The organism is Silicimonas lutimaris (genome assembly GCF_047314965.1).
Classification (GTDB): domain Bacteria; phylum Pseudomonadota; class Alphaproteobacteria; order Rhodobacterales; family Rhodobacteraceae; genus JAVJUV01.
The window spans coordinates 1-24,691 of sequence record NZ_JBLBVK010000048.1; the positions used below are offsets into that span (position 1 = coordinate 1).

General features: G+C 62.9%; 25 protein-coding genes and 1 pseudogene. 17 read left to right on the top strand and 9 right to left on the bottom strand.

Translation table 11 applies throughout. From position 1 onward, the window contains the following. The first annotated feature begins 13 nt into the window (after positions 1–13). Together ACKLNI_RS10160 and ACKLNI_RS10165 are read left to right on the top strand one after the other, a co-directional pair. Positions 14–136, top strand: coding sequence for an integrase core domain-containing protein (locus ACKLNI_RS10160; RefSeq protein WP_413716966.1), 123 nt, complete (start codon positions 14–16; stop codon positions 134–136). A gap of 42 nt (positions 137–178) precedes the next feature. Continuing rightward, positions 179–526 (top strand): annotated as a pseudogene (locus ACKLNI_RS10165) (FlgD immunoglobulin-like domain containing protein); the annotation flags it as partial. Here the strand turns inward: ACKLNI_RS10165 and ubiB are convergent. Continuing rightward, positions 523–2,052, bottom strand: a complete 1,530-nt coding sequence (gene ubiB, locus ACKLNI_RS10170) for a 2-polyprenylphenol 6-hydroxylase (RefSeq protein ID WP_413718959.1) — start codon at positions 2,050–2,052, stop codon at positions 523–525. The pseudogene ACKLNI_RS10165 and the gene ubiB sit on opposite strands and share 4 nt — an antisense overlap. After that, positions 2,053–2,805: a bifunctional demethylmenaquinone methyltransferase/2-methoxy-6-polyprenyl-1,4-benzoquinol methylase UbiE gene (gene ubiE / locus ACKLNI_RS10175; RefSeq protein ID WP_413718960.1), complete on the bottom strand. Its 753-nt coding sequence runs from the start codon at positions 2,803–2,805 to the stop codon at positions 2,053–2,055. An 88-nt stretch (positions 2,806–2,893) separates the two neighbouring features. On the opposite strand from ubiE, the gene mutM reads away from it, so the two are divergent. From mutM to ACKLNI_RS10235, 12 genes are all read left to right on the top strand, one after another. Further along, positions 2,894–3,745 (top strand): bifunctional DNA-formamidopyrimidine glycosylase/DNA-(apurinic or apyrimidinic site) lyase, encoded by an 852-nt coding sequence (gene mutM / locus ACKLNI_RS10180; protein WP_413718961.1) that lies wholly within the window; start codon positions 2,894–2,896, stop codon positions 3,743–3,745. Positions 3,746–3,809: 64 nt separating this feature from the next. After that, complete coding sequence (locus ACKLNI_RS10185) at positions 3,810–4,586, top strand: enoyl-CoA hydratase (protein ID WP_413718962.1); 777 nt, start codon at positions 3,810–3,812, stop codon at positions 4,584–4,586. Positions 4,587–4,749: 163 nt separating this feature from the next. Further along, positions 4,750–5,013 carry a 30S ribosomal protein S20 gene (gene rpsT / locus ACKLNI_RS10190; RefSeq protein WP_413718963.1) on the top strand — a complete coding sequence of 88 codons (264 nt, stop codon included), beginning with the start codon at positions 4,750–4,752 and terminating at the stop codon, positions 5,011–5,013. Positions 5,014–5,639: 626 nt separating this feature from the next. After that, complete coding sequence (dnaA, locus tag ACKLNI_RS10195; protein ID WP_413718964.1) at positions 5,640–7,007, top strand: chromosomal replication initiator protein DnaA; 1,368 nt, start codon at positions 5,640–5,642, stop codon at positions 7,005–7,007. A 50-nt stretch (positions 7,008–7,057) separates the two neighbouring features. Beyond that, positions 7,058–7,807, top strand: coding sequence for a sulfite exporter TauE/SafE family protein (locus ACKLNI_RS10200; RefSeq protein ID WP_413718965.1), 750 nt, complete (start codon positions 7,058–7,060; stop codon positions 7,805–7,807). A gap of 116 nt (positions 7,808–7,923) precedes the next feature. Then, a complete protein-coding gene (dnaN, locus tag ACKLNI_RS10205; RefSeq protein WP_413718966.1) occupies positions 7,924–9,042 on the top strand; it encodes a DNA polymerase III subunit beta in 1,119 nt (372 codons plus the stop codon). Next, positions 9,039–10,136 (top strand): DNA replication/repair protein RecF, encoded by a 1,098-nt coding sequence (gene recF, locus ACKLNI_RS10210; protein WP_413718967.1) that lies wholly within the window; start codon positions 9,039–9,041, stop codon positions 10,134–10,136. Before dnaN ends, recF begins: the two co-directional genes overlap by 4 nt. Before the next feature lie 143 nt (positions 10,137–10,279). Further along, on the top strand, positions 10,280–11,086 hold the full coding sequence (locus ACKLNI_RS10215) for a cobalamin B12-binding domain-containing protein (RefSeq protein WP_413718968.1): 807 nt from the start codon (positions 10,280–10,282) through the stop codon (positions 11,084–11,086). Positions 11,087–11,132: 46 nt separating this feature from the next. Further along, a complete protein-coding gene (locus ACKLNI_RS10220; protein ID WP_413718969.1) occupies positions 11,133–11,564 on the top strand; it encodes a VOC family protein in 432 nt (143 codons plus the stop codon). Between the two features lie 61 nt (positions 11,565–11,625). Further along, complete coding sequence (locus ACKLNI_RS10225) at positions 11,626–12,246, top strand: LysE family translocator (protein ID WP_413719108.1); 621 nt, start codon at positions 11,626–11,628, stop codon at positions 12,244–12,246. Between the two features lie 160 nt (positions 12,247–12,406). Further along, positions 12,407–14,824, top strand: a complete 2,418-nt coding sequence (gyrB, locus tag ACKLNI_RS10230; protein WP_413718970.1) for a DNA topoisomerase (ATP-hydrolyzing) subunit B — start codon at positions 12,407–12,409, stop codon at positions 14,822–14,824. A gap of 164 nt (positions 14,825–14,988) precedes the next feature. Next, positions 14,989–15,900: a sugar kinase gene (locus ACKLNI_RS10235; RefSeq protein ID WP_413718971.1), complete on the top strand. Its 912-nt coding sequence runs from the start codon at positions 14,989–14,991 to the stop codon at positions 15,898–15,900. 19 nt (positions 15,901–15,919) lie between these two features. Here ACKLNI_RS10235 and ACKLNI_RS10240 read toward each other — a convergent pair whose 3' ends face one another. From ACKLNI_RS10240 to ACKLNI_RS10260, 5 genes are read right to left on the bottom strand one after another with little or no spacing between them, the layout of a single operon-like run. After that, positions 15,920–17,455, bottom strand: a complete 1,536-nt coding sequence (locus ACKLNI_RS10240; protein ID WP_413718972.1) for a polyamine aminopropyltransferase — start codon at positions 17,453–17,455, stop codon at positions 15,920–15,922. After that, complete coding sequence (locus tag ACKLNI_RS10245) at positions 17,455–17,673, bottom strand: DUF350 domain-containing protein (RefSeq protein ID WP_413718973.1); 219 nt, start codon at positions 17,671–17,673, stop codon at positions 17,455–17,457. Before ACKLNI_RS10245 ends, ACKLNI_RS10240 begins: the two co-directional genes overlap by 1 nt. A gap of 10 nt (positions 17,674–17,683) precedes the next feature. Then, a complete protein-coding gene (locus ACKLNI_RS10250) occupies positions 17,684–17,842 on the bottom strand; it encodes a hypothetical protein (RefSeq protein WP_413718974.1) in 159 nt (52 codons plus the stop codon). Next, complete coding sequence (locus ACKLNI_RS10255) at positions 17,842–19,155, bottom strand: DUF4178 domain-containing protein (RefSeq protein WP_413718975.1); 1,314 nt, start codon at positions 19,153–19,155, stop codon at positions 17,842–17,844. Before ACKLNI_RS10255 ends, ACKLNI_RS10250 begins: the two co-directional genes overlap by 1 nt. Beyond that, entirely contained in the window at positions 19,122–19,730 is a 609-nt protein-coding gene (locus ACKLNI_RS10260) for a DUF4178 domain-containing protein (protein ID WP_413718976.1), read from the bottom strand. Before ACKLNI_RS10260 ends, ACKLNI_RS10255 begins: the two co-directional genes overlap by 34 nt. A 120-nt stretch (positions 19,731–19,850) precedes the next feature. Between ACKLNI_RS10260 and ACKLNI_RS10265 the strand changes: the two genes are divergently transcribed. Both ACKLNI_RS10265 and ACKLNI_RS10270 read left to right on the top strand, forming a co-directional pair. Then, a complete protein-coding gene (locus tag ACKLNI_RS10265; RefSeq protein WP_413718977.1) occupies positions 19,851–20,420 on the top strand; it encodes a DUF3228 family protein in 570 nt (189 codons plus the stop codon). 382 nt (positions 20,421–20,802) lie between these two features. Continuing rightward, positions 20,803–22,101 carry an MFS transporter gene (locus ACKLNI_RS10270; RefSeq protein WP_413718978.1) on the top strand — a complete coding sequence of 433 codons (1,299 nt, stop codon included), beginning with the start codon at positions 20,803–20,805 and terminating at the stop codon, positions 22,099–22,101. Here ACKLNI_RS10270 and trhO read toward each other — a convergent pair. Then, positions 22,092–22,997, bottom strand: a complete 906-nt coding sequence (gene trhO / locus ACKLNI_RS10275) for an oxygen-dependent tRNA uridine(34) hydroxylase TrhO (protein WP_413718979.1) — start codon at positions 22,995–22,997, stop codon at positions 22,092–22,094. The two genes, ACKLNI_RS10270 and trhO, sit on opposite strands and share 10 nt — an antisense overlap. Before the next feature lie 75 nt (positions 22,998–23,072). Between trhO and pncA the strand changes: the two genes are divergently transcribed. Beyond that, positions 23,073–23,678, top strand: a complete 606-nt coding sequence (gene pncA, locus ACKLNI_RS10280) for a bifunctional nicotinamidase/pyrazinamidase (protein WP_413718980.1) — start codon at positions 23,073–23,075, stop codon at positions 23,676–23,678. A 17-nt stretch (positions 23,679–23,695) separates the two neighbouring features. Here the strand turns inward: pncA and ACKLNI_RS10285 are convergent, their stop codons facing one another. Further along, positions 23,696–24,550, bottom strand: a complete 855-nt coding sequence (locus ACKLNI_RS10285; protein ID WP_413718981.1) for a hypothetical protein — start codon at positions 24,548–24,550, stop codon at positions 23,696–23,698. Positions 24,551–24,691: the final 141 nt, after the last annotated feature.

Sequence of the window (24,691 nt, forward strand, 5' to 3'; positions counted from 1 at the left end):
AGCTCAGATCGTCATCAATCACTGGCTCAGGCAGTACAATCACACCCGGCCGCATCAGGCACTCAACATGCGCCCGCCCGTTCCTGAAACCCTATTAGAGAAACCCCTGATCAGTGGCCCATACACAGGGGGCTAGACAGAGGCGCGGGTCGCCGCGCCCGCCACGTTCGATGGCACGCCGATCACGCTTGCGCCCGCGCCTGATGCGGCATCCGACGCGGCGACCCTCGTGGTCCGCGACCAGTTCGATCGCGTGGTCTCGCGCGAACCTGTGCCTCTGGGCGCCGGAACGATGGACTGGGTCGGTGTCGGAAGTGACGGCGCCCCGCTGCCGTCGGGAACCTACACCTTCCAGCTGGAAAGCCTGAACGCGGGTGAAATCACCTCGATCACCACGGTCGAGCACTATGCAATGGTCGAGGAGGCAAGGCAGGGAGCCGCCGGCATCGAGATCGTGCTGCGCGACGGTACGGGTGTTCTCGCCGCAAATGTCGCCGCGCTTCGGCGTCCCGATAACGCTTCCTAGATCAGCCGGCCCAGAACGAAACCCGCGGCAGCCAGCGCTGCGCCAGCAGCCAGGTACAGGCCCTTTCGCGCCGGCGCCGGTTCGGGCCGCGCCTCGGCACGCTGCGCCTCGCGTGTCAGCGCGGCCTCTGCCAGCTCGGGAAGCCGGGGGCCGAACCGGCTCAGCACGCGCGCAGTCTTCACAAGGTCGCGAACAAGAGCCTTCGGTCCGATGTTTTCCGCGATATAGCGCTCCACGATAGGCCGGGCGGCACTCCAGATGTTGATATGCGGGTTCAGGGAACGCGACACGCCCTCCACCACCACCATCGTGCGCTGCAACAGGATCAGTTCCGTGCGCGTCTCCATCCCGAACCGCTCCGTCACCTCGAACAGGTAGCTCAGCAGCCGGCCCATCGAAATCCGGCTGGCATCCATACCGAAGATCGGTTCGCCCACGGCGCGCAGGGCGCGCGCGAACTCGTCTACGTCGCGGTCCGGGGGCACATAGCCCGCCTCGAAATGCACCTCGGCAACCCGGCGGTAGTCCTTGCGGATGAACCCGATCAGGATCTCGGCATAGACCCGCCGCGTGTACTCGTCGATCCGGCCCATGATCCCGAAGTCCAGCGCCACCAGCGCTCCGTCCGGCGCGATCTTCAGGTTCCCCTGATGCATGTCCGCGTGGAAATACCCGTCGCGCAGCGCGTGGTTCAGGAAGGTCTTCAGCACCATCTCGCCCAGCTTTTCCCGATCGTGCCCGGCGGCCTCGATCTCGGTGATGTTGCCGGCGGGAATGCCCTCGACCCACTCAAGCGTCATCACTCGGCGCGAAGACAGAAACCACTTGACCTCCGGCACCCGAAACCCTTCGTCGCCCGCGGTATTGGCCGCGAATTCGGCGGCCGAGGCCGTCTCAAGGCGAAGATCCAGCTCGCCCATCACCACGCCTTCGAAGTGCTCGATCACGTCCATCGGGCGCAGCCGCCGGGCCGAAGGGGCCAGCGTTTCGATCAGCTTTGCGGCGAAGTAGAAGGCGTCGATGTCCCGCTGGAACGCCTGCTCGATCTTCGGCCGCAGCACCTTGACTGCCACCGGCTCGCCCGTCGTGGCCAGGTGCGCCTTGTGCACCTGCGCGATCGAGGCCGCGGCCACTGGCTCGGAGAAATCGCTGAACAGTTCGTCGACCGGCGTGTCCAACTCGCGCGCCACCATCGCCTTGGCGACTGCGGTGGGGAACGGAGGCAGCTTGTCCTGAAGCACCCGCAACTGCAAAGCCAGGTCGTCGCCCACCACGTCCGGCCGCGTCGACAGGATCTGCCCGAACTTGATATAGGCCGGACCCAGCGCCGTCAGCGCGCGGGTGGCGGGCGGCAGGTTCGGATCGCCCTTGTAGCCCAGCCACTTGAACGGCCAGCCAAGGATGCGCGCCGCGACCCTGAGAGACGGAGGCGCGTTGAACGCCTCCAGCACGACATTCATCGCACCTGTCCGCTCGAAAGTCGCGCCGGTGCGGATCAGCCGCAGGATGTTGTGGGGACCGCGCACCTAGAGCTTCCACCCCGAGTGCAGAGCCGCGATGCCCATTGACAGGTTGCGGTACTTGACCTGCCCGAATCCAGCGTCCCGGATCATGGCGGCGAAGGTCTCCTGATCCGGAAAGCGGCGGATTGACTCAACCAGGTACTGATAGCTGTCCCGGTCCCCGGCAATCGCCTGTCCCATCCGCGGAATCACGTTGAACGAATAGAGGTCGTAAAGCTTCTGCAGCCCCTCGTTCGGCAGTTGAGAGAATTCCAGCACCATCAGCCGCCCGCCCGGGCGCAGCACCCGGTAAGCTTCCGACAGCGCATCGGGAATGCGGGTCACGTTCCGGATACCGAAGCTGATGGTATAGACGTCGAAGCTGTTATCCTCGAAGGGCAGTGCCATGGCATCGCCCGTGATCCAGTTCAGCTTGTCCGCCAAGGCTTCCGCCTCGGCGCGCTTCCGTCCTTCGATAAGCATCGACTCGGTCATATCCAGCACCACCGCGCTGGCCCCCGGCGCGCGCTTCAGGAACCGGAAAGCGATGTCGCCCGTGCCGCCCGCCACGTCCAGCAGGCGCTGACCGTCGCGCGGCGCAAGCCAGTCCATCATCGCGTCTTTCCAGAGGCGATGGATTCCCACCGACATCACGTCGTTCATCACGTCGTATTTCGAGGCGACGTTGGTGAAGACGCCATGCACCAGGCCGGCTTTCTCGTCCTCGCGCACCTCGCGCGCTCCGAAATGGGTGGTCTTGTTACTCTTGTCCGGCATGAGCACTTGTGATCCTTGTCGAATGACCTCTCTTATAGGGTGCTGATGCGCCGTTACAATCCGATCCCCCTGTGGGAAATTGCCACTGATGCCCGAACTCCCTGAAGTCGAAACCGTCCGCCGTGGTCTCCAGCCCGCCATGGAAGGCGTGGTTATCGCCAAGGCCGATGTGAATCGCCCCGATCTGCGATGGCCTTTCCCCGAACGCATGGCCGACCGCCTCAGCGGCGCGAGGGTCGATGCGCTCCGCCGCCGCTCGAAATATATCCTCGCTGATCTCTCGACCGGCGAGACGCTGATCATTCACCTTGGCATGTCGGGCCGCACCCTGATTTCGGGCGATCCGCTGGGCCAGTTTCACCACCACCACCCGGCGCCGGAAAAGCACGACCACGTCGTGTTCCACATGGCAAACGGCGCGCGCGTCACCTTCAACGACGCCCGCCGCTTCGGTGCGATGGACCTTGCGCCGACCCACTCCGTCGAGACCCACTGGCTCCTCTGCGACCTCGGGCCTGAGCCACTCGGCAATACCTTTCACGAGGATTACCTCGTCCAGCGCCTAAAAGGTCGCAACACGCCGATCAAGGCCGCGCTCCTGGATCAGCGCATCGTCGCGGGTCTTGGCAACATCTACGTCTGCGAGGCGCTCTACCGGGCCGGAATCTCGCCTGTCCGCAAAGCGGGCCGCATTGGCGAGGCGCGTGTCCGAACGCTTGTGCCGATCATCCGCGAAGTGCTCTCCGAGGCTATCGAGGCCGGAGGCTCGTCGTTGCGCGACTATCGGCAGGCAGACGGCGAACTGGGCTACTTCCAGCACACGTTCCGCACCTATGACCGCGAGGGCCAGCCGTGCCAGACACCTGGTTGCGGCGGCACGATTGCGCGCATCGTCCAGTCCGGGCGCTCCAGTTTCTACTGTCCGCGCTGTCAAAGATAGCCTTGATCCCGGTGCCACCGGTGCTAAGCCTAGCCTCCAGTCCAACAATGGGGGCATCTGCGACATGGCCTACAAGACGATCATCGTCGAGACCGAAGACCACATCACGACGATCCGCCTCAACCGGCCTGATGCGCTGAACGCGCTGAACGCCGAACTTCTGACCGAACTGGCTGATGCGGTTCAGGAGGCGTCCGGGAACGACAAGGTGCGCTGTATCGTTCTGACCGGGTCCGAAAAAGCGTTCGCCGCGGGCGCGGATATCTCGGAGATGGCTGAAAAGAGCTTCGTCGAGGTCTTTGCCTCCGACATGTTCGCCGCCGAGATCGAGGTCATCCAGAACTGCCGCAAGCCGATCATCGCGGCTGTTTCCGGCTACGCGCTGGGTGGCGGGTGCGAACTGGCGATGATCTGCGACTTCATCATCGCTGCCGACACGGCCAAGTTCGGCCAGCCCGAGATCAACCTCGGCGTCGTTGCGGGAATCGGGGGAACCCAGCGCCTGACCCGCGCAGTCGGCAAGGCCAAATCCATGGAAATGCACCTGACCGGCCGATTCATGGATGCCGAGGAAGCCGAACGCGCCGGTCTCGTCAGTCGCGTCGTTCCCGCCAAGAAACTGATGGAAGAGGCCATGGCGGCCGCGAACAAGATCGCCGAGAAATCCATGCTGACCGTGATGGCCGTCAAGGAGGCCGTGAACCGCAGCCAGGAGACCACTCTGCGCGAGGGTCTTCTGTTCGAACGCCGCCTGTTCCACTCGCTCTTCGCGACCGAGGACCAGGCAGAAGGCATGTCGGCTTTCCTGGAGAAGCGCGAGGCGCAGTTCCGCGACAAGTGACCCTGCGACTCGATTCAGGGCTTTTCAAACCGGGCCGAATGGCGTATGCGCCGCGCTTACATGCGCGTGTGGCCCGCTTTGGCTTGAATCGAACCGGTTCATTCCCGGTGCGGGTGGCGTTGCGCAAACAGGATCAACTAACCCGCAAGAGGGAACACGACACATGGCCAATACGCCACAATCCAAAAAGCGCGCACGCCAGAACGCGCGCCGCCTTGAAGTCAACAAGGCCCGCCGTTCGCGCATCCGGACGTTTCTCCGCAAGGTAGAGGACGCGATCGCTTCCGGTAACAAGGACGCCGCCGCCGCCGCTCTCAAGTCTGCTCAGCCCGAACTGATGCGCGGCGTGACCAAGGGCGTTTATCACAAGAACACCGCATCGCGCAAAATGTCGCGCCTTGCTGCCCGCGTCAAAGCCATCGGCTGAGGCCTCTTGTATACCGCAGGAAAGACGCGCCCGGCCGGGCGCGTTTTTTTTTGATTCTCGTTTTACCATTGAGTCAATTTAGCAATTTCGCCACGGCCGCCGGATTCGCCCGGGCAATTGCAGAGTCAAGCGCAAAGGTCTGTTGATCGCGACGCCTCACGAAGGCTAGCTTGACGATGCGATTCACTTCGTCCTTGGGGGGACATGGTTGTCGAGGCGGGCTTCCGCTGTTGGTTTGGAGAGTACATCCGGCGCAGCGGAAATGTTTGAGTGGGAAATCAACAGCTCGTCTCTTTGACTTCGGGGTTCGTGTCGATTGGGTAGTGTCGACACTCCCTGGCTGGGAACATGGGATGCACCGCACGTGGCGGTGCAACTGCTTTCCGGCCATGTCCGAGAGTAATGCGTCGTCGCGTGTGCGACAGTTGGACAAACGGCCGGGCAATGGCCTCCGTCTTGCTGTCGATTTCGTGGCGTTTCGTACCGGACCGCGCTTCGGCGCGTCTCGGATGATCCGATGGCAGGTAGATCGTAGGGACACCGGTGAAATCCAGAAAACTGGACGATCCGGGGCTGGCTCAGGCTGGCGGCTACAAGAACAAGATTACGGATCGGGTCAAACGATAATGACGAATGAAACTTGGGGCGAAATACGCGAGAACCTCATCAAGACAGTGGGCAGGAACAATTACGTCAACTGGATCGAGCCGCTTGAATTCGCCGATCTCGACGGGGGCGTTGCGACGTTCCTTGTTCCGACGAAATTCATGGGAGACTGGGTTTCCCGCAATTTCGGTGACCACATCCTTCGCGAACTGACCGATGCGGGGCAGGGCGTGCACCGCGTTCGTTTCTCTGTTCCGAACGGCGTCGCAAAATCCAGGCCTGCCAAAAAGGCGTCGCCGACCACCGTTTCCGAACCGGCCGCTGTTGCGGCGAACGATGTGGAGGCCATGCCGGGCGCGCCGCTCGACAGCCGTTTTACCTTCGACAGCTTCGTCGTCGGCAAGCCGAACGAGTTGGCCCATGCTGCCGCGCGCCGCGTCGCCGAAGGCGATGTCGTGACATTCAACCCGCTCTTCCTCTATGGCGGCGTCGGTCTTGGTAAGACGCACCTGATGCACGCCATCGCCTGGGAGCTGAAGAAACGCTCGCCCGACCTGAAGGTCGTCTACCTGTCGGCCGAGCAGTTCATGTACCGTTTCGTGCAGGCGCTCCGCGACAAGGACATGATCGCCTTCAAGCAGCTTTTCCGCTCGGTCGACGTGCTGATGGTGGACGATGTCCAGTTCATCGCCGGCAAGGACGCCACGCAGGAAGAGTTCTTCCATACCTTCAACGCGCTGGTGGATCAGAACAAGCAGGTCATCATCTCGGCCGACCGTGCGCCAACCGAGATCAGCGGCATCGAGGAGCGTATCGTCAGCCGCCTGCAATCGGGTCTCGTCGTCGATCTGCACCCGACGAACTACGAACTCCGCCTCGGCATTCTGCAGCAGAAGGTCGACCAGTATTCGGCGCAGTTCCCGAACCTCGAGATCGCGGACGGCGTGCTCGAATTCCTCGCGCATCGCATCTCCTCCAACGTTCGCGTGCTTGAGGGTGCGCTAATGCGCCTCTTCGCCTTCGGCGCGCTCGTCGGTCGCGAAGTCACGATGGAACTGACGCAGGACTGCCTCGCGGACATCCTCCGCGCCTCGGATCGCAAGATCACGGTCGAGGAAATCCAGCGCAAGGTGTCCGACCACTATAATATCCGCCTCAGCGACATGATCGGACCGAAGCGCGTGCGTACCTTCGCGCGGCCCCGACAGGTCGCCATGTATCTCGCCAAGCAACTGACCTCGCGGTCTCTCCCCGAGATCGGTCGCCGGTTCGGCGGCAGGGATCACACGACAGTCATGCATGGCGTCAGGAAGATCGAGGAACTGATGCAGAAGGACAGCCAGATCGCCGACGATCTGGAACTTCTCCGGCGTTCCCTAGAGGCGTGACGCAAGGCCCGACCGTTCGAAATCCGATCCATCCCTTCCAGAGCCGGTAAATGACCGATCATCTCGTCTGGCTGCTGATCGCGGCGCTTATGATCGGCCTGGCCAAGGGTGGCTTGTCGACGGTTGGCACGCTCGCCGTTCCGTTTCTCGCGGTGTTCATGAACCCGCTGGAAGCGGCGGCGCTTCTCTTGCCGATCCTGATCGTGACCGACTGGTTCGCTGTCTGGCTCTATCGGCGTGACTACTCGGGCCGGAACATAGCAATTCTCGTTCCCTCGGCCTTTGCCGGGATCGTCATCGCGACCTTCATAATCCCCTACACGCCCGAGGCTCTTTTGCTTACCATCACCGGCTCCGTCGGGCTTTGGTACTGTCTCCGAAGTTGGATCGGAAAAGCCGGCCTCGCGCCTCCAAAGCCGGCGGCGGTGGTGCCGGGCGTCCTCTGGGGCGCCCTGATGGGCGTCACTACCTTCATCACGCATTCCGGCGCTCCTCCGGCACAGGCTTTTCTCCTCCCGCAAAAGCTTCCCCGGCTCACCTTCGCCGGGACCATGGCCATCTCTTTTGCCGTGACGAACCTCGCCAAGCTGCCCGGCTACTCCGCGCTGGGCCTCTTCGAGAACATTCCCTGGCCACTGGTGTCCGTTCTGACCGCCGTCGGGATTCTGGGCACCGCGCTGGGACGCCAGATCGTGAAGCGCCTCGCCGACCAGACATATGTGCGCGTGATCGAGGTTCTGCTGTTCATTCTCTCGATTGTGCTCTTCTGGAAGGCGTCCACACTCATTTTCGCGGCCTGATGCTGCAGCGCAGCCCTTGACCCGGTCGGCCCTTCGAATCAAAGTCCCCGAAACCATTTGCGTCCGGGCCGAAAATAGATAGTTTTGCCGTCCCGGGACTTTACGGAGCGAGGGCCATGAAATTCTCGATCGAGCGCGCAGCGCTTCTGAAAGCGGTCGCACAGGCGCAGTCCGTGGTCGAACGCAGGAACACAATTCCGATCCTCGCCAACGTCCTGATCGAAGCCGATGGCGACCAGGTCAGTTTCCGGGCAACCGATCTTGATATCGAAGTCGTCGATCAGGCCCCGGCCAAGGTCGAACGTGCCGGCGCCACAACGGTCAGCGCCGTGACCTTCCACGAAATCGTGCGCAAATTGCCTGACGGCGCTCTGGTGACCATCACCGATGATGGCGCATCCGGGCGCATGTCGGTGGATGCAGGCCGCTCGAACTTCTCGCTGGCGACGCTGCCGCGCGAGGACTTCCCCGTCATGGCCTCGTCCGAGTACGAGGCGAATTTCGCCGCGCCCGCCCCGGTGCTGCGCCGCCTGTTCGACAAGTCGAAGTTCGCGATCTCGACCGAGGAGACCCGCTACTACCTGAACGGCGTCTACATGCACGTCGCCGACGCGAGCGGATCGCAGGTGCTGCGCTGCGTGGCCACCGACGGTCACCGGCTTGCGCGGATCGACGCGCCGCTGCCCAATGGGGCAGAGAACATGCCCGGCGTGATCGTGCCCCGCAAGACCGTGGGCGAATTGCGGAAGCTGCTGGAAGACGACGAGGCCCAGATCGCCGTCAGCGTCTCGGAAACCAAGGTCCGTTTCGCGACTCCCGGCATCACGCTGACCTCCAAGGTCATCGACGGCACGTTCCCGGATTATTCGCGCGTCATTCCGACGGGCAACACCCGCCGGCTTGAGGTCGACGCTTCCGACTTCGCGCAGGCGGTGGACCGCGTGGCGACCGTCAGTTCCGAGCGGTCGCGCGCCGTCAAGCTTTCGCTGGACGAGGATCGGCTGGTGCTCTCCGTCAACGCCCCGGACTCGGGCGCGGCGGAAGAGGAACTGGGCGTCGCTTACCAGGACGATCACCTTGAGATCGGCTTCAACGCCAAGTACCTTCTGGAAATCGCCAGCCAGGTCGACCGCGAGAACGCCGTGTTCCTGTTCAACTCGTCGGGCGATCCCACGCTGATGCGCGAAGGCAATGACGAGACCGCGGTCTACGTGGTCATGCCGATGCGTGTGTGACAACCCACGTCGCTGAACTCACCCTCTCGCATTTCCGGTCCCACCGGAGAACCGCGCTCAGCCTCGATGCGCGCCCTGTAGCGATCTCGGGCCCGAACGGCGCAGGCAAGACGAACATCCTCGAAGCGGTCTCGCTCCTGTCGCCCGGCCGTGGTCTCCGCCGCGCGACTGCCGAGGAGCTGATCCGCCGACCCGAGGCGCTGGGCTGGAAGATCACCGCCGTCCTCTCGGGCGGGCACGAGGTCGAAACCTCCGCCATGCCCGGCGAGCCGCGGGTGGTCAGGATCGACGGCAAGACCTGCCCGCAGGTCGCGCTCTCGCGCATCGCCCGGATCGTCTGGCTGGTTCCCTCCATGGACCGGCTCTGGATCGAAGGCGCTGACAATCGCCGCCGGTTTCTGGACCGTATCACCCTCAGCTTCATCCCCGACCATGCCGAGGTCGTGCTGACCTATGAGAAGGCCATGCGCGAAAGGAACCGTCTCCTGAAGGACATGGTCCGCGACGCCCATTGGTACACCGCTCTCGAACGCCAGATGGCCGAGGCGGGCGAATCCGTCACCCGGAACCGTCACGCTGCGCTCTCGCGCCTCGCCGTCGCGCAGGATGGCGCAGAGACCGCCTTCCCGACGGCCGAATTGGCCCTGACCCATCCCGACGGCGATCTGCCCGACTCCTCGGACAAGCTGGCCGCCGCGCTTGCGGACAATCGGCAGACGGATCTTCGCGCCGGTCGAACGCTCATCGGCCCGCACCGGGCGGATCTCTTCGCAACCTACACCGCAAAGGGCGTGCCCGCCGCCCAATGCTCCACCGGCGAGCAGAAGGCGCTTCTGATCAGCCTCGTTCTCACCAACGCCCGCGCGTTGGCCGAAGACACCGGCACGCCGCCCTTGATCCTTCTCGACGAGGTCGCCGCCCATCTCGACGCCGACAGGCGCGCCGCGCTCTACGACGAAATCTGCGCTCTTGGCGCACAGGCCTGGATGACGGGCACCGGGCCGGAACTGTTCGAAACTCTCGGAGACCGCGCGCAGCACCTGACCGTCCGTGAAACAGACGGAACCAGCATCGCGGAACGGACGCGTCTTTGACTCGATCACGAGACTCAGGTTAACCTTCAGTCTGTCTCCGGGGCGAGGGGTGTCTGGGTTGTCATGTGTCCGGAGCACATGAATGAACGAACACGAACATACTTTTTTTTCTGCTGGTTATATTGATCTCGAAGAGGGTCATCGTGCGGAAGAAACCATCGCTGAACAACGCGCAATCCGACGACGCGGTCGGTGACGTGCGACAGCTGGGTCACAACTGGGACAAGGCGCAGGAACCCGTGGCAGGATTGGCACGGGAGGCGCTTCGTCGGCTTGCAGGCCGGGATTGGGATACGCAGCCGGGCGCTTCGGCCACGCCCCAGGCACTGCGCGCCTTCGTCGATGCGATCCTCGCGGGTGACGCGACGAAGGGCATGGAGCTGATCCAGAAGCAGCGCACCGATGGCCGAAGCTATCAGCAGATCGCCGAGGCGCTCTTCGCCGAAGCCGCCCGCCACATCGGCGCCTCGTGGAGCGCCGACAGGCTGTCCCTCATCGACGTGACGGTGGGAACGTCGACACTCCTGCGGATCAACTCCATGACGCGACGCGCCTTCGGCCACCCTGCGGTGACTTCCGGCAACAGGATCGTGTTCGCCAGCCTTCCGAAACAGGGGCACACGCTCGGCCTGATCCTTGCGACCGAGGCGTTTCGCCAGAAAGGCATGGAGGTCGAGCTTCTGCTGGCCTGCGACCCCGACGAGATCGTCCGGGAGGTGCGGGCCTGCGGCAGCCGTCTCGTCGGCCTGACGGCGGGCAACCATGACCGCCTTACGGACATTCTTGCGCTTGCCACCCGGCTGAAGGACTGCACCGATCCTCCGTCCATTATGGTCGGGGGGACTGCGGCATCGGAATGGTACGACTACGTAGGCGAAGGCTTGGTCGACTGCATCGTTGAGTCGATCGATCAGGCGCTTTACTTTGCCGAAGGTCTCGATCTGGACTAGGAGGGCCGTCATCCGCCGCAAGGCGAAGCGCCGAAAAGGAGCCACGATGACACCCCAGCGCGTCAGCCTGATTACCCTCGGAACCGCAGACCTGAACCGGGCCCGGGAATTCTACGCGGCGCTCGGCTGGCGGCCTGTCGACTCGCCCCCGGGTGTCGTGTTCTACAAGATGGATGGCATGGGGCTTGGCCTTTTCGGTCTCGACGATCTCGCCCGGGACCAGGGCCGACCTGATTCCGTTCTGGGCACCGGCGCGATGACACTCGCCCAGAACTTTCCGGACCGGCAGGCGGTGGATGCCGCATGGCAAGCGGCGATGCAGGCCGGCGCAACGGCGCTGAAAAGACCCGAGGAAGCGCCCTGGGGTGGTTATTCGGGTTACTGGGCCGATCCGGATGGCCACGTCTGGGAAATCGCGCACAATCCTTTTTGGCCCATCGACAATGCCGGGCGTATCACGATACCTGACGAGGCATGAAAACCTGCCGCTTGCGGAAATCCTACAGGCGGATCGCCGTGCCGGGGGCGCACAGACGCAGATGACCATCACGCTGACCGACGCCGCTCTCTATGCAGGCGCTCTCTTCATCCTCTTTCTCACACCCGGCCCGGTCTGGGTCGCGCTGATCGCCCGCGCCATGTCCGGCGGTTTCCACGCCGCCTGGCCACTCGCGCTTGGCGTTGTCGTCGGTGATGTAATCTGGCCCCTGGTCGCTGTCCTGGGCGTTACCTGGATCGTGTCGGTTTTCGATGGCTTCATGATCGCGCTCCGCTGGATCGCCTGCCTGATGTTCCTTGGCATGGGCTGGCTGATCATCCGGAACCGCGACGCCACGATCGCCACCGACAGCCGCCTGACGCGCCCGGGCATGTGGGCGGGCTTCATGGCGGGGGTCGTCGTCATCCTCGGTAATCCGAAGGCGATCCTGTTCTACATGGGCGTCCTGCCGGGCTTCTTCGATCTGAGCTTGCTGACCTGGCCGGACATTGCAGCAATCTGCTTTCTCTCGATGATTGTGCCGCTTCTGGGCAACCTTGTGCTGGCCAGGTTCGTCGGGCAGGCACGGCAGCTTCTGACCTCTCCAGAGGCGCTTCGGCGGACCAATGTAACGGCAGGTATCCTTCTGATCGCCGTCGGTCTCGTGATTCCCTTCACCTGAGAAATCGGCTCCGGCGGTCGCGCTTTCCGTTCGGGTGCCGAAACACGGTTCGCCGCCCGCGGGAGGCGAACCGCAAAAAACCACCAAATATTGTGTGTCGGGCGTGACAAACCCCTTGAAAACGCCTATATTTTCCCCTGTCACAACAAGGAAGAACGGCATGGCAGAGGCCGCAGCGGCGCCGGAAGAATATGGCGCGGATTCCATTAAGGTTCTCAAAGGCTTAGAGGCGGTCCGCAAGCGTCCCGGTATGTATATCGGCGACACCGACGATGGGTCTGGCCTGCACCACATGGTCTACGAAGTCGTCGACAACGGCATCGACGAGGCTTTGGCTGGCCATGCCGACGCCGTAACGGTCACGATTCACGCCGATTCCAGTGTTTCGGTCAGCGACAACGGACGTGGCATTCCGGTCGATCTGCACGCCGAGGAAGGCGTTTCGGCGGCCGAGGTCATCATGACCCAGCTGCACGCAGGTGGTAAGTTCGACCAGAACTCCTACAAGGTCTCGGGCGGTCTGCACGGCGTGGGCGTCTCGGTTGTGAACGCGCTGTCCGAATGGCTTGAACTGCGCATCTGGCGTGGGGGCAAAGAGCATTTCGCCCGCTTCGAGCGCGGCGAGACGACAGAGCATCTGCGGGTCGTGGGCGACGCCAACGGCCGGAAAGGCACCGAGGTGCGCTTTCTCGCCTCGACCGACACGTTCTCGAACCTCGAGTACAGCTTCAAGACGCTCGAGAACCGCCTTCGCGAACTGGCGTTCCTGAACTCCGGCGTCCGGATCCTCCTGCGCGACGAGCGCCCGGCCGAAGCCCTCGAGACCGAGTTCTTCTTCGAGGGCGGCGTCCGTGAATTCGTCCGTTATCTCGATCGCCACAAGCAGCCCATGATCGACGAGCCGATCTTCATCGAGGGCGAGCGTGAAGGTATCACCGTCGAGGTGGCCATGTGGTGGAACGACAGCTACCACGAGACGGTTCTGCCCTTCACCAACAACATCCCCCAGCGCGACGGCGGCACGCATCTCGCTGGTTTCCGGGGCGCGCTGACGCGTACGATCAACCTCTACGCGGGGTCGTCCGGCATCGCGAAAAAGGAAAAGATCAACTTCACCGGCGACGACGCCCGCGAAGGCCTGACCTGCGTTCTCTCCGTCAAGGTGCCCGACCCCAAGTTCTCGTCCCAGACCAAGGACAAGCTCGTCTCCTCCGAGGTGCGCCCGGCGGTCGAGGGTCTGATGAACGAAAAACTGGCTGAATGGTTCGAAGAGAATCCCGGCCCTGCCAAGATGATCGTCACCAAAATCGTCGAGGCCGCCCTTGCGCGCGAAGCGGCGCGGAAGGCCCGCGAGATGACGCGGAAAAAATCCGCGCTCGACGTCGCCTCGCTGCCCGGCAAACTGGCCGATTGCCAGGAAAAGCGCCCCGAATTCCGCGAACTGTTCCTCGTCGAGGGCGACAGCGCAGGTGGCTCAGCCAAACAGGGCAGGGCCCGCGCCAACCAGGCCGTGCTCCCTCTGCGCGGCAAGATCCTCAATGTCGAACGCGCCCGCTTCGACCGGATGCTCTCCAGCCAGGAGATTGGTACGCTGATCACCGCGCTTGGCACCGGCATCGGGCGTGACGAGTTCGACATCTCGAAACTGCGCTACCACAAGATCGTCATCATGACCGATGCCGACGTCGATGGGGCGCATATCCGCACGCTTCTGCTGACGTTCTTCTTCCGTCAGATGCCTCAGATCATCGAGGGTGGATATCTCTACATTGCCCAGCCGCCGCTCTACAAAGTCGCGCGCGGCAAGTCCGAGGTCTATCTCAAGGACCAGGTCGCGCTGGACGACTACCTGATCCAGATGGGTGTCGAAGGCGCGGTGCTGCGCCTTGGCTCGGGCGAAGAGATCGTCGGGCAGGATCTCGGCCGCGTGGTCGAGGAAGCCCGCCAGGTGCGCCGCGTCCTCCAGGCCTTCCCGACGCACTACCCGCAAACCATCCTCGAACAGGCCGCCATCGCCGGCGCCTTCCGCCCGGGTCAGGTCGACGCCGATCTTCAGGGCACCGCCGACGCTGTCGCCCGACGCCTCGATCTTGTCGCGTTGGAGTACGAACGCGGATGGCACGGCCGGATCACGCAGGACCACGGCATTCGCCTGACGCGCGTTCTGCGCGGGGTCGAGGAAGTGCGCACGCTCGACGGACCGGTTCTCCGCTCGGGCGAAGCCCGGCGGCTCGGCGGCTATACGGACGCTCTGAACGAAGTCTACTCCCAGCCGGCAAAACTCGTCCGCCGGGACCGCGAGGTGCCTGTCTACGGCCCCCTCGGACTTCTGGCGACGATCCTTGACGAGGGTGAAAAGGGCCTAAGCCTCCAGCGGTACAAGGGTCTGGGCGAGATGAACCCCGACCAGCTCTGGGAAACGACGCTCGACCCCGAGGCGCGCACGCTCCTGCAGGTCAAGGTCGCGGATCTGGCCGAAGCCGACGACCTCTTCACCAAGCTGATGGGCGACGTCGTCGAACCTCGCCGAGAGTTCATCCAGCAGAACGCGCTCAGCGTGGAGAACCTCGATTTCTGACGAGGCCGAGAGCGCCGACCCTGACTTGGTCAGAGGCTTCAAGGCGCTGACACCCGGACGCCACCGCGGTTTGATCCTGAGCCGCATCCAGGGCCAGCAATCCGCAACCCGTGCGGCTCCCATCGCAAAGGCCGCGCCAAAGAACCGTGAGGGCGGGGTTTGGAATGGCCGCTGATATCCTCGGTATCGGAGAACCCCTGATCGAGATGGTCCGATTGCCCGATCCCATCGACGGGCGTCCCGCTTACGTGCAGGGCTTTGGTGGCGACACTTCGACGGCGATCATCGCCGCCGCCCGGCAGGGCGCGAAAACCGGTTATCTGACCGCGGTTGGCGACGACATGTTCGGCGAGGCGATGCGCGCTCTTTGGACCCGAGAAGGCGTCGATCATGGCCACGTCTTGACGAAACCCGGCGATCCGACCGGCGTTTGTTTCATCGACCCGGACCCGGCTGGTCGGCGCTTCACCTATGCCAGGCGCGGGTCTGCGGCCAGCCTCTATAGCTCCGCTGATCTTCCCGAAGACGCCATCGCCGCCGCTAGGGTTCTCCACCTCTCCGGCATCACGCTGGCGATCTCCGAGACGATGCGGGCAGCCGCGCTTCGAGCTTGCGAAATCGCGAAAGCGAACGACACTCTCGTTTCGCTCGACCTCAACCATCGCCCGCGCCTCTGGTCCGACGACCTCGCCCGCAAGGTTCTCTCAAGCGTTCCAGCCGATCTCGTCTTCCCCAGCGACGACGAGGCGGCGGTGCTGCACAGCCTCACCGATCCCGATGCGATCGCAGACCACTACCTCGGAAACGGTGCAAGGATCGTGGCCCTCAAACGCGGCGCGGCCGGCGCGCGCGTTGCGACACCCGACAGTCGCTTCGACGTTCCGGCGGCCCCGGCCACGCCGGTCGACAGCGCCGGGGCAGGGGACAGCTTTGCCGGCTCCCTCCTCGCCTACTGGTTGGAAACCGGCGACCTCCGCCTCGCCGCCACCCGTGCCGCAAAAGTCGCTGCCGGCACCGTCAGCGGACTGGGCGCGGTGGAGCCGATCCCGGGACGAGCAGCCATCGTCGACGACTGAACACTCTCCGGATCAGCCTTCAATTCATCCAGGCCGCCCAGCCATCCTCATAGTACCTGACCAGCGGATGCGACAGGATCGTGTTGGGTTGAACATCCAGAGGACCCGAGTCCTCGGGAAACACCGTCATGGCCGTGAATGCCTCTTCGCTCAGGTATTTCAGGTCTTCCGGCAAACTCACGGGCTCCCGGAAACCCGCCTCTTGCGTGACCATCGTGAAACCCCAGTCGCCGAAGCTGGGAACATACGTGTGATAGGGCACAAACGTCAGCGCCTCTCCCGGCCGCGCCGGATTGCGCGTGCCGGCCCATGTGCGCACGACCGACCAGAATGCCTCGCGCGCGAAAACAGGCGACCCGGCCTGCGTCACCATCACCCCGCGTGGCGATAGCCTCTCCATCAGCGGTGCATAGAACTCGCGCGAGTACAGCTTCGAGACCGCGAAATCCCTCGGATCAGGCAGATCCAGGATGATGACGTCGAACACCTCCGCGCTTTCTCGCGCGAACAGCCATGCATCCTGGTTCAGGATCGTCACCTTCGGATCGCTCAAGGACCGATCGTTCAGCGCAGCCAGTCCCGGCCGGTCCCGGAACAGTTCCGTCACGCGCGGGTCGAGGTCCACCAGCGTCACCCGCTCAACATCTGCCCAGCGCAGCACCTCACGCACAGCCATCCCGTCGCCGCCACCCAGGATCAGCACATCCGCCCGGCGCGGCGCGCGCGCCATTGCGGGGTGCACAAGGCTCTCGTGATAGCGATGCTCGTCCAGCGTATCGAACTGGATCGAGCCGTTCAGGAAAAGGCGGTAGCGGTCGCGCCAATGGGTCACGACGATCCGCTGATAGGGCGTCTCCTCGGCCAGGATCACGTCGTCCTCGAAGAAGGCGCGGTCAGCCAGCGACACGATCCGGTCCGACCAGATCAGCCCCGCCGCACAGGCCACCAGCCCGAACACCCAGGCCCCGCGCAACGCCCATCCGATCCGCTCCCGAAAAAGCCAGACCGAGATCCCCGCAACCAGCAGGTTCAACAGACCGAACGTCAGGCTCGCCGCCATCAGCCCCAACTGCGGCACGATCACCAGCGGAAACAGCACCGCCGCCACCAGCGCTCCCGCGTAATCCGCCGTCAGCACGCTCGATAACGTATGCGTCATTGCCTCCCGCTCAGTCAGGATCCGCGTGATGAGCGGGATCTCCAGTCCCGAAAGCGCCCCGATGGCGATAACCAGCGAGAACAGGATCGCGTGCAACCCATCCAGGTACCCATAGGCCAGGAACAGCACCGGCGCCGAGAACCCGCCCACGATCCCCAGCAACACCTGGCTCAGCGTGAACCCCCGCTCCGGCACGCTCACGAAGCGCGACGCCCACGCCCCCAGCCCCATCGAGGTCATGAACACCCCGATCACCAGGCTGAACTGCGTCACCGAGTCCCCCAGCAGGTAACTCGACACAGCTCCCGCGATCAGCTCGTAAACCAGCCCCGCGACCGCGACGACGAATGTCGCGGCCAGAAGCCAGATCGCCTGTGCGTCGCGGGCCCCGGTCATCAGCTCAGGATCACGGCCGCGATCAGGATCGAAACCGCGATGAACAGGCACCCGATCAGCACCGCGATCGCCAGGTTCTGATCCTCCTCGATTTCCTGCCGCAGCGAAAACGGCGTGATCCATTCGATCAGCTTCCAGCAGATGCCCAGCAGCACCAGCCCCAGAAGCGTGTAGAAGATCGTCGCGACGACCTCCGCCAGCACTATCGCTTCAAACATCTCTCTCTCCTCATTTGACACCGCCGCCAAGCCCATAGCCGCCGCCCGGCGACCCGACCCGCGTCGAAACCACGTTGCTGTTTTCGCCCCAGACGCCATTCACGCTCAGCGTCGCCGCCGTGCCCACGATTGCGACCACAAGGATCACGAAGACGACCCGCACCACCATCAGTCGTCACTCCAGTCGCTGCCGGCCCAGCGTCGCTTGTTGTGCAGCGCCCGCTGACCCAGGAACGCGCCGCCCAATCCGGCCAGAAGAACTCCGGCTGCGATCAGCCACATCGGGTTCGTGTGCCCCTCGCTGATCGTCACCTGCATCTCGCGCGCCAGCCGACCGTTCGTCCAGTCCACCTCGCCGCCCGCGGGCGTCAGTTCCAGAGTGTACCGCCCGGCTGCCAGCTTCACCTTCGTATCGACGCGCTGCGATCCCTCCGACCAGTTCTCGTTGTCTTCGCGTCCGAAGTAATACTCGACCCCCCGCTCGAAGGCGGCAACCGTTTCCCCATCGTCATCCAGCAGTTCCGCCTCGAACCAGGCCCAGCTGTTCGAGGCATCTGCCCAGATTTCGATGTTGGTCAGCCGGTCGCCCCGCGTGATCTCGAACGGCACCTCGATCGGCCGCGTCGTAGGCATGCGATCGGTCCGCACAACTTGTTCGCCCATCGACCAGAACGCCATCGCCAGAAGGATGGAAACCGCGCCGGCCCCCAGCGCCACGTTCCGCATGAACAGTTGCAGGGGCGAGCGCTCGATCTCGTCCAGAACATGCACGCCCAATGGCGGCGGCAGCCGCGCCGCATCCAGCCCGAAAGAGTCAACCACCTCTGCCCGGTTCGGCAATTCGATCAGTTCGTATTCCCGCTCACCATCCTGCTCCACGATGTCCAGCATCCTGTGCCCGCAGACCAGGCTGACATAGCGGATACGGTCCTCCATCGACGGCACATAGTTGAACGCGCCCTCGATGAAGGTCGGCCGCGCGGTGCCCGAGCCATAATAGCGATAGGTCCGTCCTCCCATCTCGACCGTGGGCCGGTGCTCCGCGGATTCGATCAGGGCGTTGCTCAGGCCCGCGGGCCGCGGCATGTCGCGTGTCTTCCGGGCATAGGTGATGTGCCCGTCCTCCACCGTCAGCCAGCCATAGCCATGCGTGGGCGAGAAGACCTGGTGATCCGTCCAGGTCCAGACTCGCCCGGCATGCTCTTCCAGCCACCCGATGGTCCCGATCACGGTGAATGGAACGCCCCACAGCACGCCCTCCATCCCAAGATCGAAGGGCGTGTCGGGCCGCTGCATATCGCGGAACCGGGCGATGACCCGGAAGTCCTCCTGAACGTCCAGCTCAGAGCCGCAATAGGAACAGACATGCACCCGGACGCGCCCGCCACCCAACAGGTCCTGCCCGGCACCGCATTGGGTGCAGTTGAAACTATGAGCCGCCGCGCCGGTCATGCCGCCCGCACATCCCACGGGTCGATCCACGACCCGCGCGTCCAGCCGCGTCCGCCGTCCCAGACCTCGTATGTGGCCATCTCGCCGCCCGGCCCGCTCAGATCGAAATAGAGATGGGTCTCGCCCACCGTCAGCTCCTCGGGAAACTCGCCCCGGATCGCCAGGCATGTGGCATTCTCGGCCTCGGTCACGGTGAACTCGACGCCGGCTACGGTCAGCGACTGCCCCAGCCGCAGGTTCCGCGCGCGCGGCCAGTCCTCCGCGGGCAGCGGGCGCTCCACGGCGTAATCGCCTTCGTCGACACTCAGCCAGTATCCGGTCTCGCCGGCGCTCTCGGGGCACCAGTATTCGTCCCACCAGCCGCGCCCATAGCTGAAGCGGGCATGGCCCGCCGGCGTCAGGTGCAACCCGCCAACCCGCAAGGTCTGGCCCAACACGACCAGCGTCGGGGCCTCCTGCATCATGCCACCGGATCCGGCCAGCTGGAACGCCGCGTCCTTCAATACCGACGTACTGCCGCAGGACGGGCAGACAATCATGCGCGAATGCTGAAATCTCCGGGGCAGTTCGGCCCCACAATTCTCGCAATGAAATTCGCCTGCCATGGTCAATAGCGCTGCCAGCTCAAATGCCCTGCCAGACCATGAAACAGCGGCACTGAAAGAGCAACCGTCTGGCACCCGGGCGCAGCCCGTGAAAAGGTCTCCGGTGAAAGGAGCCCGCCGATGCAGATCGCCATGACAGACTTCGCCCTCAAGAACTGGGACCCCGAGAAAGCCGGCACCCGGATCAACGGCATCACGCCTGCCGACCTGGTGGCGGCTGCCAATGCGAAAGGCGGGCCCCTGGTCGACGGCTACGCGCCATTCTGCAAGCATCTCTTCCTTGAAAACGCCACCGACACACGCTGCGGCTTCGCACGCATCACCGAGGACAACCGACATCTGCTCCGCTCAGGCTATGTCGCCCGGCGGGACGGCGAACGCGCAGTGCTGGAGCGCTGGTTCGAAGGTCTGGAGGCGCCCCGCGCGAACTGGCTCGACGTGATCCTGTACAGCCACGCACAGCTTCTGGCCGAGGCTCGCGACTACGCGGAAGAGCAATCCGTCCCCGACTGCGACTGGGGCATCGTCTCGATCATCGGCACGCTTGACCCCGTCGAACCGCCCATGCCCCCGATCACCCAGATGCGAAATGCCCTCGGCCGCGCCGAAGGCGGCTCCGGTGTCCCTCTCGACGTGGCGGCCTATGACAGGGCTGTCGCATTCTGGGACAATCACGCGGCGGTGCGGTGACGGGAAATCGCGAAAGCGCCCAATGCTTCCATCGGCCCCAAAATATCCCGGGGGAGCTGCCCGGAATGGGCAGCGGGGGCAGAGCCCCCAACCCTGCAGGACTCTGACGTAGCGGGCTGTTCACGATAGTTAATCCCCGCACCACATCTGGTGGGCCCGTCAGAATTGCCCATACCCGTGCCATACGTTTTTCCGACGCTTTGCAGACGGTTTGCCGACCGGGGTCCAACCCCGTATCCCCAGTGAAACAAGGCCGTTAACCTTTCCAGGTCACTCCGGCAACGCCCACTCCGTGCGTTGCCACCGTACGCAGGCTCCCTCCCCGGGGTGACCTTCCGGCCGTGATGGGCTATCCCTGTGGAAGTATTGACGGAAAAGGATCATGGTCCGGCAAATCCTGCCCATCTCGGCGCTGCTCCTCGGCTCGTTCTTCCTCCTCTTCGCAGGGGGCATCAACGGGCTGATCCTCCCTGTCCGCGGCTCCGCCGAGGGCTTCACCGACCTCTCCCTCGGCCTCCTCGGCACCGGCTGGGCCATCGGCTACGTCTCCGGCTGCCTCTACACCGCCCGCCTTGTTCAGCGGGTGGGACATATAAGGGCGTTTAGCGTGATGTGTTCCCTGGCGGGCATTGTCATCCTAGCTCAACTCCTGATCCTTTCGCCGCATGCCTGGATCCCGTTGCGCGCGCTTCAGGGCTTTTGCTTCGCAGGTGCTGCGATGATCGTTGAGAGCTGGCTGTCTGAGCGCGCCGACGCCAGAAGCCGGGGCCGCATCTTCGGAATCTACACCATGGTCAACCTGTTCGCTTCGACCGCGGGCCAATTGACGTTAACTGTGGGAGATTCAAGCGGTTATTTCTTTTTCGTTCTGGGCGCGATGTTCTATTCTCTGGCGCTGATCCCTACCGCGGCCAGCTCGTCGGCAACGCCACAACCGCTGGTTTCCGTCAAGCTCGACATCCGCGCGCTTTGGCGCAATTCGCCTGTCGCGGTCTTTGCTGTCTTCATGGTGGGCATCTCGAACGCGTCCTTCGGAACGCTCGCTGCCGTATACGGTGCGCGAATTGGTCTCGAGATCAGTTCAATTGCGCTGTTCGCGTCAATTCCCATCCTGATCGGCGCTATCAGCCAGATCCCGGTTGGCATCCTTTCCGACCGGCTGGATCGGAGAAAGGTCTTGGTCGGAGTTGCTCTGGTCGCCCTGATCGCCGATGTCGTTTTCGTCTTGGCGACACCGGAGAACCGCTGGGCAAACCTCGCGCTCGCAGGGGTTTTCGGAGGCGCCATCTTCGCCATGTATCCGATCATCATCGCCCATGCGAACGATCATGCCGACGGCAATTTCATCCGGATCAGTGGAGGCCTGCTACTAGTCTTTGGGGTTGGCTCGATCATTGGACCACTTGTCGCTGGCTGGGCCATGTCCGTTGTTGGTCATCGGGGTCTCTTCCTGACGACCGCGTCGGCTCACGTCCTGATCATCCTCCAGGCAATCTACCGGATCGTAAGGCGCGCGCCGGTCGCTGATAGTGAAAAATCCGAATTCAAGGCGGGTCCTATCGGGCGGACGACGACGCCGCAGACCATTGCAATGTCTGCTAGCGAATCCGAAGTCGATGAAGCAATGGAGGTGCCGGAAACCAGTTCCGGAGAGGCCGGAGTTGGACGGGATCAGTCCTGACCTAAGTGAGTTTTCCCCCGCGCTTTTGCCAAATCGATCTGGCGCTGACGTTCGCGGAATCGCGTTCGGTCCGCATCGCTGTACTCGTCGACGCACCGTGCGCAGGATACACCCTTTTCATAGGCAGGGTGCTTTTTCCCTTCCGCGCTCAATGGTCGTCGGCAGGCGTAGCAAAGATCGTAGTCTCCTTCGACAAGGCCGTGGCCAACCGACACACGTTGATCGAAGACAAAACACTCGCCTCTCCAGAGGCTCTGATCCTCCGGAACCTCTTCCAGGTACTTCAGGATTCCACCCTTCAGGTGATAGACCTCATCAACGCCCTGTCCGATAAGGTAATTTGTGGATTTCTCACAACGGATGCCCCCGGTGCAGAACATCGCTATCTTTTTCCCGGCGAAGCGGTTGTGATTGCGTCTCCACCAATCGGGAAACTCTCCAAATGCTTTGGTTTCAGGATCGATCGCGCCCTCGAACGTTCCAATCTCGATTTCATAGTCGTTTCGAGTGTCGATTACCGCTACGTTCGGGTCGCTGATCAGATCGTTCCAGTCCTTGGGATTCACGTACGCGCCAACCGCAGCAGTCGGGTTCACGTCGGGTTGCCCCATGGTGACGATTTCCTTTTTCAACCTGACCTTTAGTCGCGCGAACGGCATTTCGGTGGCAGTACTTTCTTTCCAATCGAGATCAGAGCATCCGGGAAGTCTGCGGATATGTGCCAGTACGGCGTCTATTCCCTCCCGCGTTCCGGCGATCGTGCCATTGATTCCCTCCCGTGCCAGCAGAAGCGTTCCCTTCACGCCTTGAGTACAGGCAAGCCGCGCCAACGGCTCCTTTAGTTCAGCAGGGTTGTCGAATGGTGTGAATTTGTAGAGAGCGGCGACTGTGTACATGGCCCTGCCAGATACGCCGTTGATCCTTCGTCGGCAAGGCGTAGGGTAGGCCTGCCGAACCCTAGGAGATCAGTCATGCGTGCGTCAAATGAAGCCATTCTCGTCATCGACGTTCAGAACGATTTCTGCCCTGGTGGCGCATTGGCGGTTGCTGGTGGTGACGAGATCGTCGCGCCGATCAATGCGCTCGTGCCCGAATTTCCCGTCAGGGTCTTCACCCAGGACTGGCACCCGGTCGATCACCTTAGCTTCGCGTCCCAGCACGACGGAAAGGAAGCCTTCACGACGACCGAGATGCCTTACGGCACTCAGGTCCTCTGGCCTGATCACTGTGTTATTGGAGAGGATGGTGCCAGGTTTCACCCAAAACTCGACATGCGTCCGGCCGACCTGATCATTCGCAAGGGCTTCAGGCGCGAAATTGACAGCTATTCAGCCTTCTTCGAGAATGATCAGACAACCCCGACAGGTCTTGAGGGATATCTCCGGACTCGCGGTGTCGACACTGTCACTCTGGTCGGACTCGCTACCGACTACTGTGTCAACTTCTCCGCAGTCGATGCGGCCAGATTGGGCTTCAAGGTCCGTGTCATCCAAAGCCTGTGCCGCGCCATTGATCTTGACGGATCGCTAACAGCGGCGAAAGAAGGCATGACCAAAGCCGGGGTTACTCTGGCATGATCCAGTTTCTCGGGGATTTATCGCTGCACAGTGACCATTTTTCCGCCAGTTGCGACCTCGACCAGTTTCGCTGCGCCGTTCCCATTTCCTAGAAGCGTGACGACCACGAATAGGCCCAGAGCCATCATTCCCATCTTTGCTGCGCCTATTCCGACCTTTCTAGGCGGCGCTGAGTCGATGGTCATGCGGATGTCTTCTGCGGTCATTGCACGTGGGGTCTGTGCTGCATTGCCCAGTTTCGGGGGAGCGGAAAAGAAGGCATCCATGTCGGGTCCGCTTGGCAGTGGTTGTGTCGCTGCCGCCGTTGCGGGTTTGCTGAAAAAGGTGTCGATGTCGGCTGGGGCTCCTCCCGTGGTCTTGGCTTGGGTCGAGGCGGGAGCGCTAAAAAAAACATCCATTGCCCCGCCATTTCCTTTTGACTGAGGATGCGACGTCTCGCGTTGTTGATCGACCTGTGCGGGATACAAGAGAGGAACAGGGCTGGCCGGCATTTCTCGTGGTTTGGCGGTCAACGCGGCGATTGCGAATGCTTCGATGTCGAACCCATTCCAATCCGCATCGGACGGAAGCTTCTCAAGGTTTTCCATCAGGCGTTCGATTACTTTTGCGCGTGCCGGTGCGTCGGAAGCGGGATAGCGACCACATCCGGCGCCGCTGTCATACACGCTCAGTCCGAAGCCGCTGTCCATCAGGCACTTCTTCACCGCTTCGGACGCGCCTTTCAGAATTTCAACTGCCGATGCGTCGCGAAACAATGCACGTTGTGTTCCCAGTGTCTCGGGCACGCCAAGCTCTGCAATCAAATCGCCATACCGAGCCTGTGCATCCGTCGGGATAATGGAAAACATATCAAAGTCGTAGGTCAGAGCCATAATGAAACCCCGTAGCTATTCGCGCGAAACAATCGTCTGCGATTGTGTCTTGATGTGGGCCAACTGGGGGCCATAAAGCGCCGAAATTTTCTGTATACCATCGCATACCATCTTTATTTCTTAACCGGCTTGGGATATGCC

Bases quoted from the DNA above. Each gene is read 5' to 3' on its own strand.
- ubiE (WP_413718960.1), bottom strand. From the start codon at position 2,805: ATGCCGGACAAGAGTAACAAGACCACCCATTTCGGAGCGCGCGAGGTG.
- mutM (WP_413718961.1), top strand. From the start codon at position 2,894: ATGCCCGAACTCCCTGAAGTCGAAACCGTCCGCCGTGGTCTCCAGCCC.
- ACKLNI_RS10185 (WP_413718962.1), top strand. From the start codon at position 3,810: ATGGCCTACAAGACGATCATCGTCGAGACCGAAGACCACATCACGACG.
- rpsT (WP_413718963.1), top strand. From the start codon at position 4,750: ATGGCCAATACGCCACAATCCAAAAAGCGCGCACGCCAGAACGCGCGC.
- dnaA (WP_413718964.1), top strand. From the start codon at position 5,640: ATGACGAATGAAACTTGGGGCGAAATACGCGAGAACCTCATCAAGACA.
- ACKLNI_RS10200 (WP_413718965.1), top strand. From the start codon at position 7,058: ATGACCGATCATCTCGTCTGGCTGCTGATCGCGGCGCTTATGATCGGC.
- dnaN (WP_413718966.1), top strand. From the start codon at position 7,924: ATGAAATTCTCGATCGAGCGCGCAGCGCTTCTGAAAGCGGTCGCACAG.
- ACKLNI_RS10220 (WP_413718969.1), top strand. From the start codon at position 11,133: ATGACACCCCAGCGCGTCAGCCTGATTACCCTCGGAACCGCAGACCTG.
- ACKLNI_RS10225 (WP_413719108.1), top strand. From the start codon at position 11,626: ATGACCATCACGCTGACCGACGCCGCTCTCTATGCAGGCGCTCTCTTC.
- gyrB (WP_413718970.1), top strand. From the start codon at position 12,407: ATGGCAGAGGCCGCAGCGGCGCCGGAAGAATATGGCGCGGATTCCATT.
- ACKLNI_RS10235 (WP_413718971.1), top strand. From the start codon at position 14,989: ATGGCCGCTGATATCCTCGGTATCGGAGAACCCCTGATCGAGATGGTC.
- ACKLNI_RS10240 (WP_413718972.1), bottom strand. From the start codon at position 17,455: ATGACCGGGGCCCGCGACGCACAGGCGATCTGGCTTCTGGCCGCGACA.
- ACKLNI_RS10245 (WP_413718973.1), bottom strand. From the start codon at position 17,673: ATGTTTGAAGCGATAGTGCTGGCGGAGGTCGTCGCGACGATCTTCTAC.
- ACKLNI_RS10250 (WP_413718974.1), bottom strand. From the start codon at position 17,842: ATGGTGGTGCGGGTCGTCTTCGTGATCCTTGTGGTCGCAATCGTGGGC.
- ACKLNI_RS10260 (WP_413718976.1), bottom strand. From the start codon at position 19,730: ATGGCAGGCGAATTTCATTGCGAGAATTGTGGGGCCGAACTGCCCCGG.
- ACKLNI_RS10265 (WP_413718977.1), top strand. From the start codon at position 19,851: ATGCAGATCGCCATGACAGACTTCGCCCTCAAGAACTGGGACCCCGAG.
- ACKLNI_RS10270 (WP_413718978.1), top strand. From the start codon at position 20,803: ATGGTCCGGCAAATCCTGCCCATCTCGGCGCTGCTCCTCGGCTCGTTC.
- trhO (WP_413718979.1), bottom strand. From the start codon at position 22,997: ATGTACACAGTCGCCGCTCTCTACAAATTCACACCATTCGACAACCCT.
- pncA (WP_413718980.1), top strand. From the start codon at position 23,073: ATGCGTGCGTCAAATGAAGCCATTCTCGTCATCGACGTTCAGAACGAT.
- ACKLNI_RS10285 (WP_413718981.1), bottom strand. From the start codon at position 24,550: ATGGCTCTGACCTACGACTTTGATATGTTTTCCATTATCCCGACGGAT.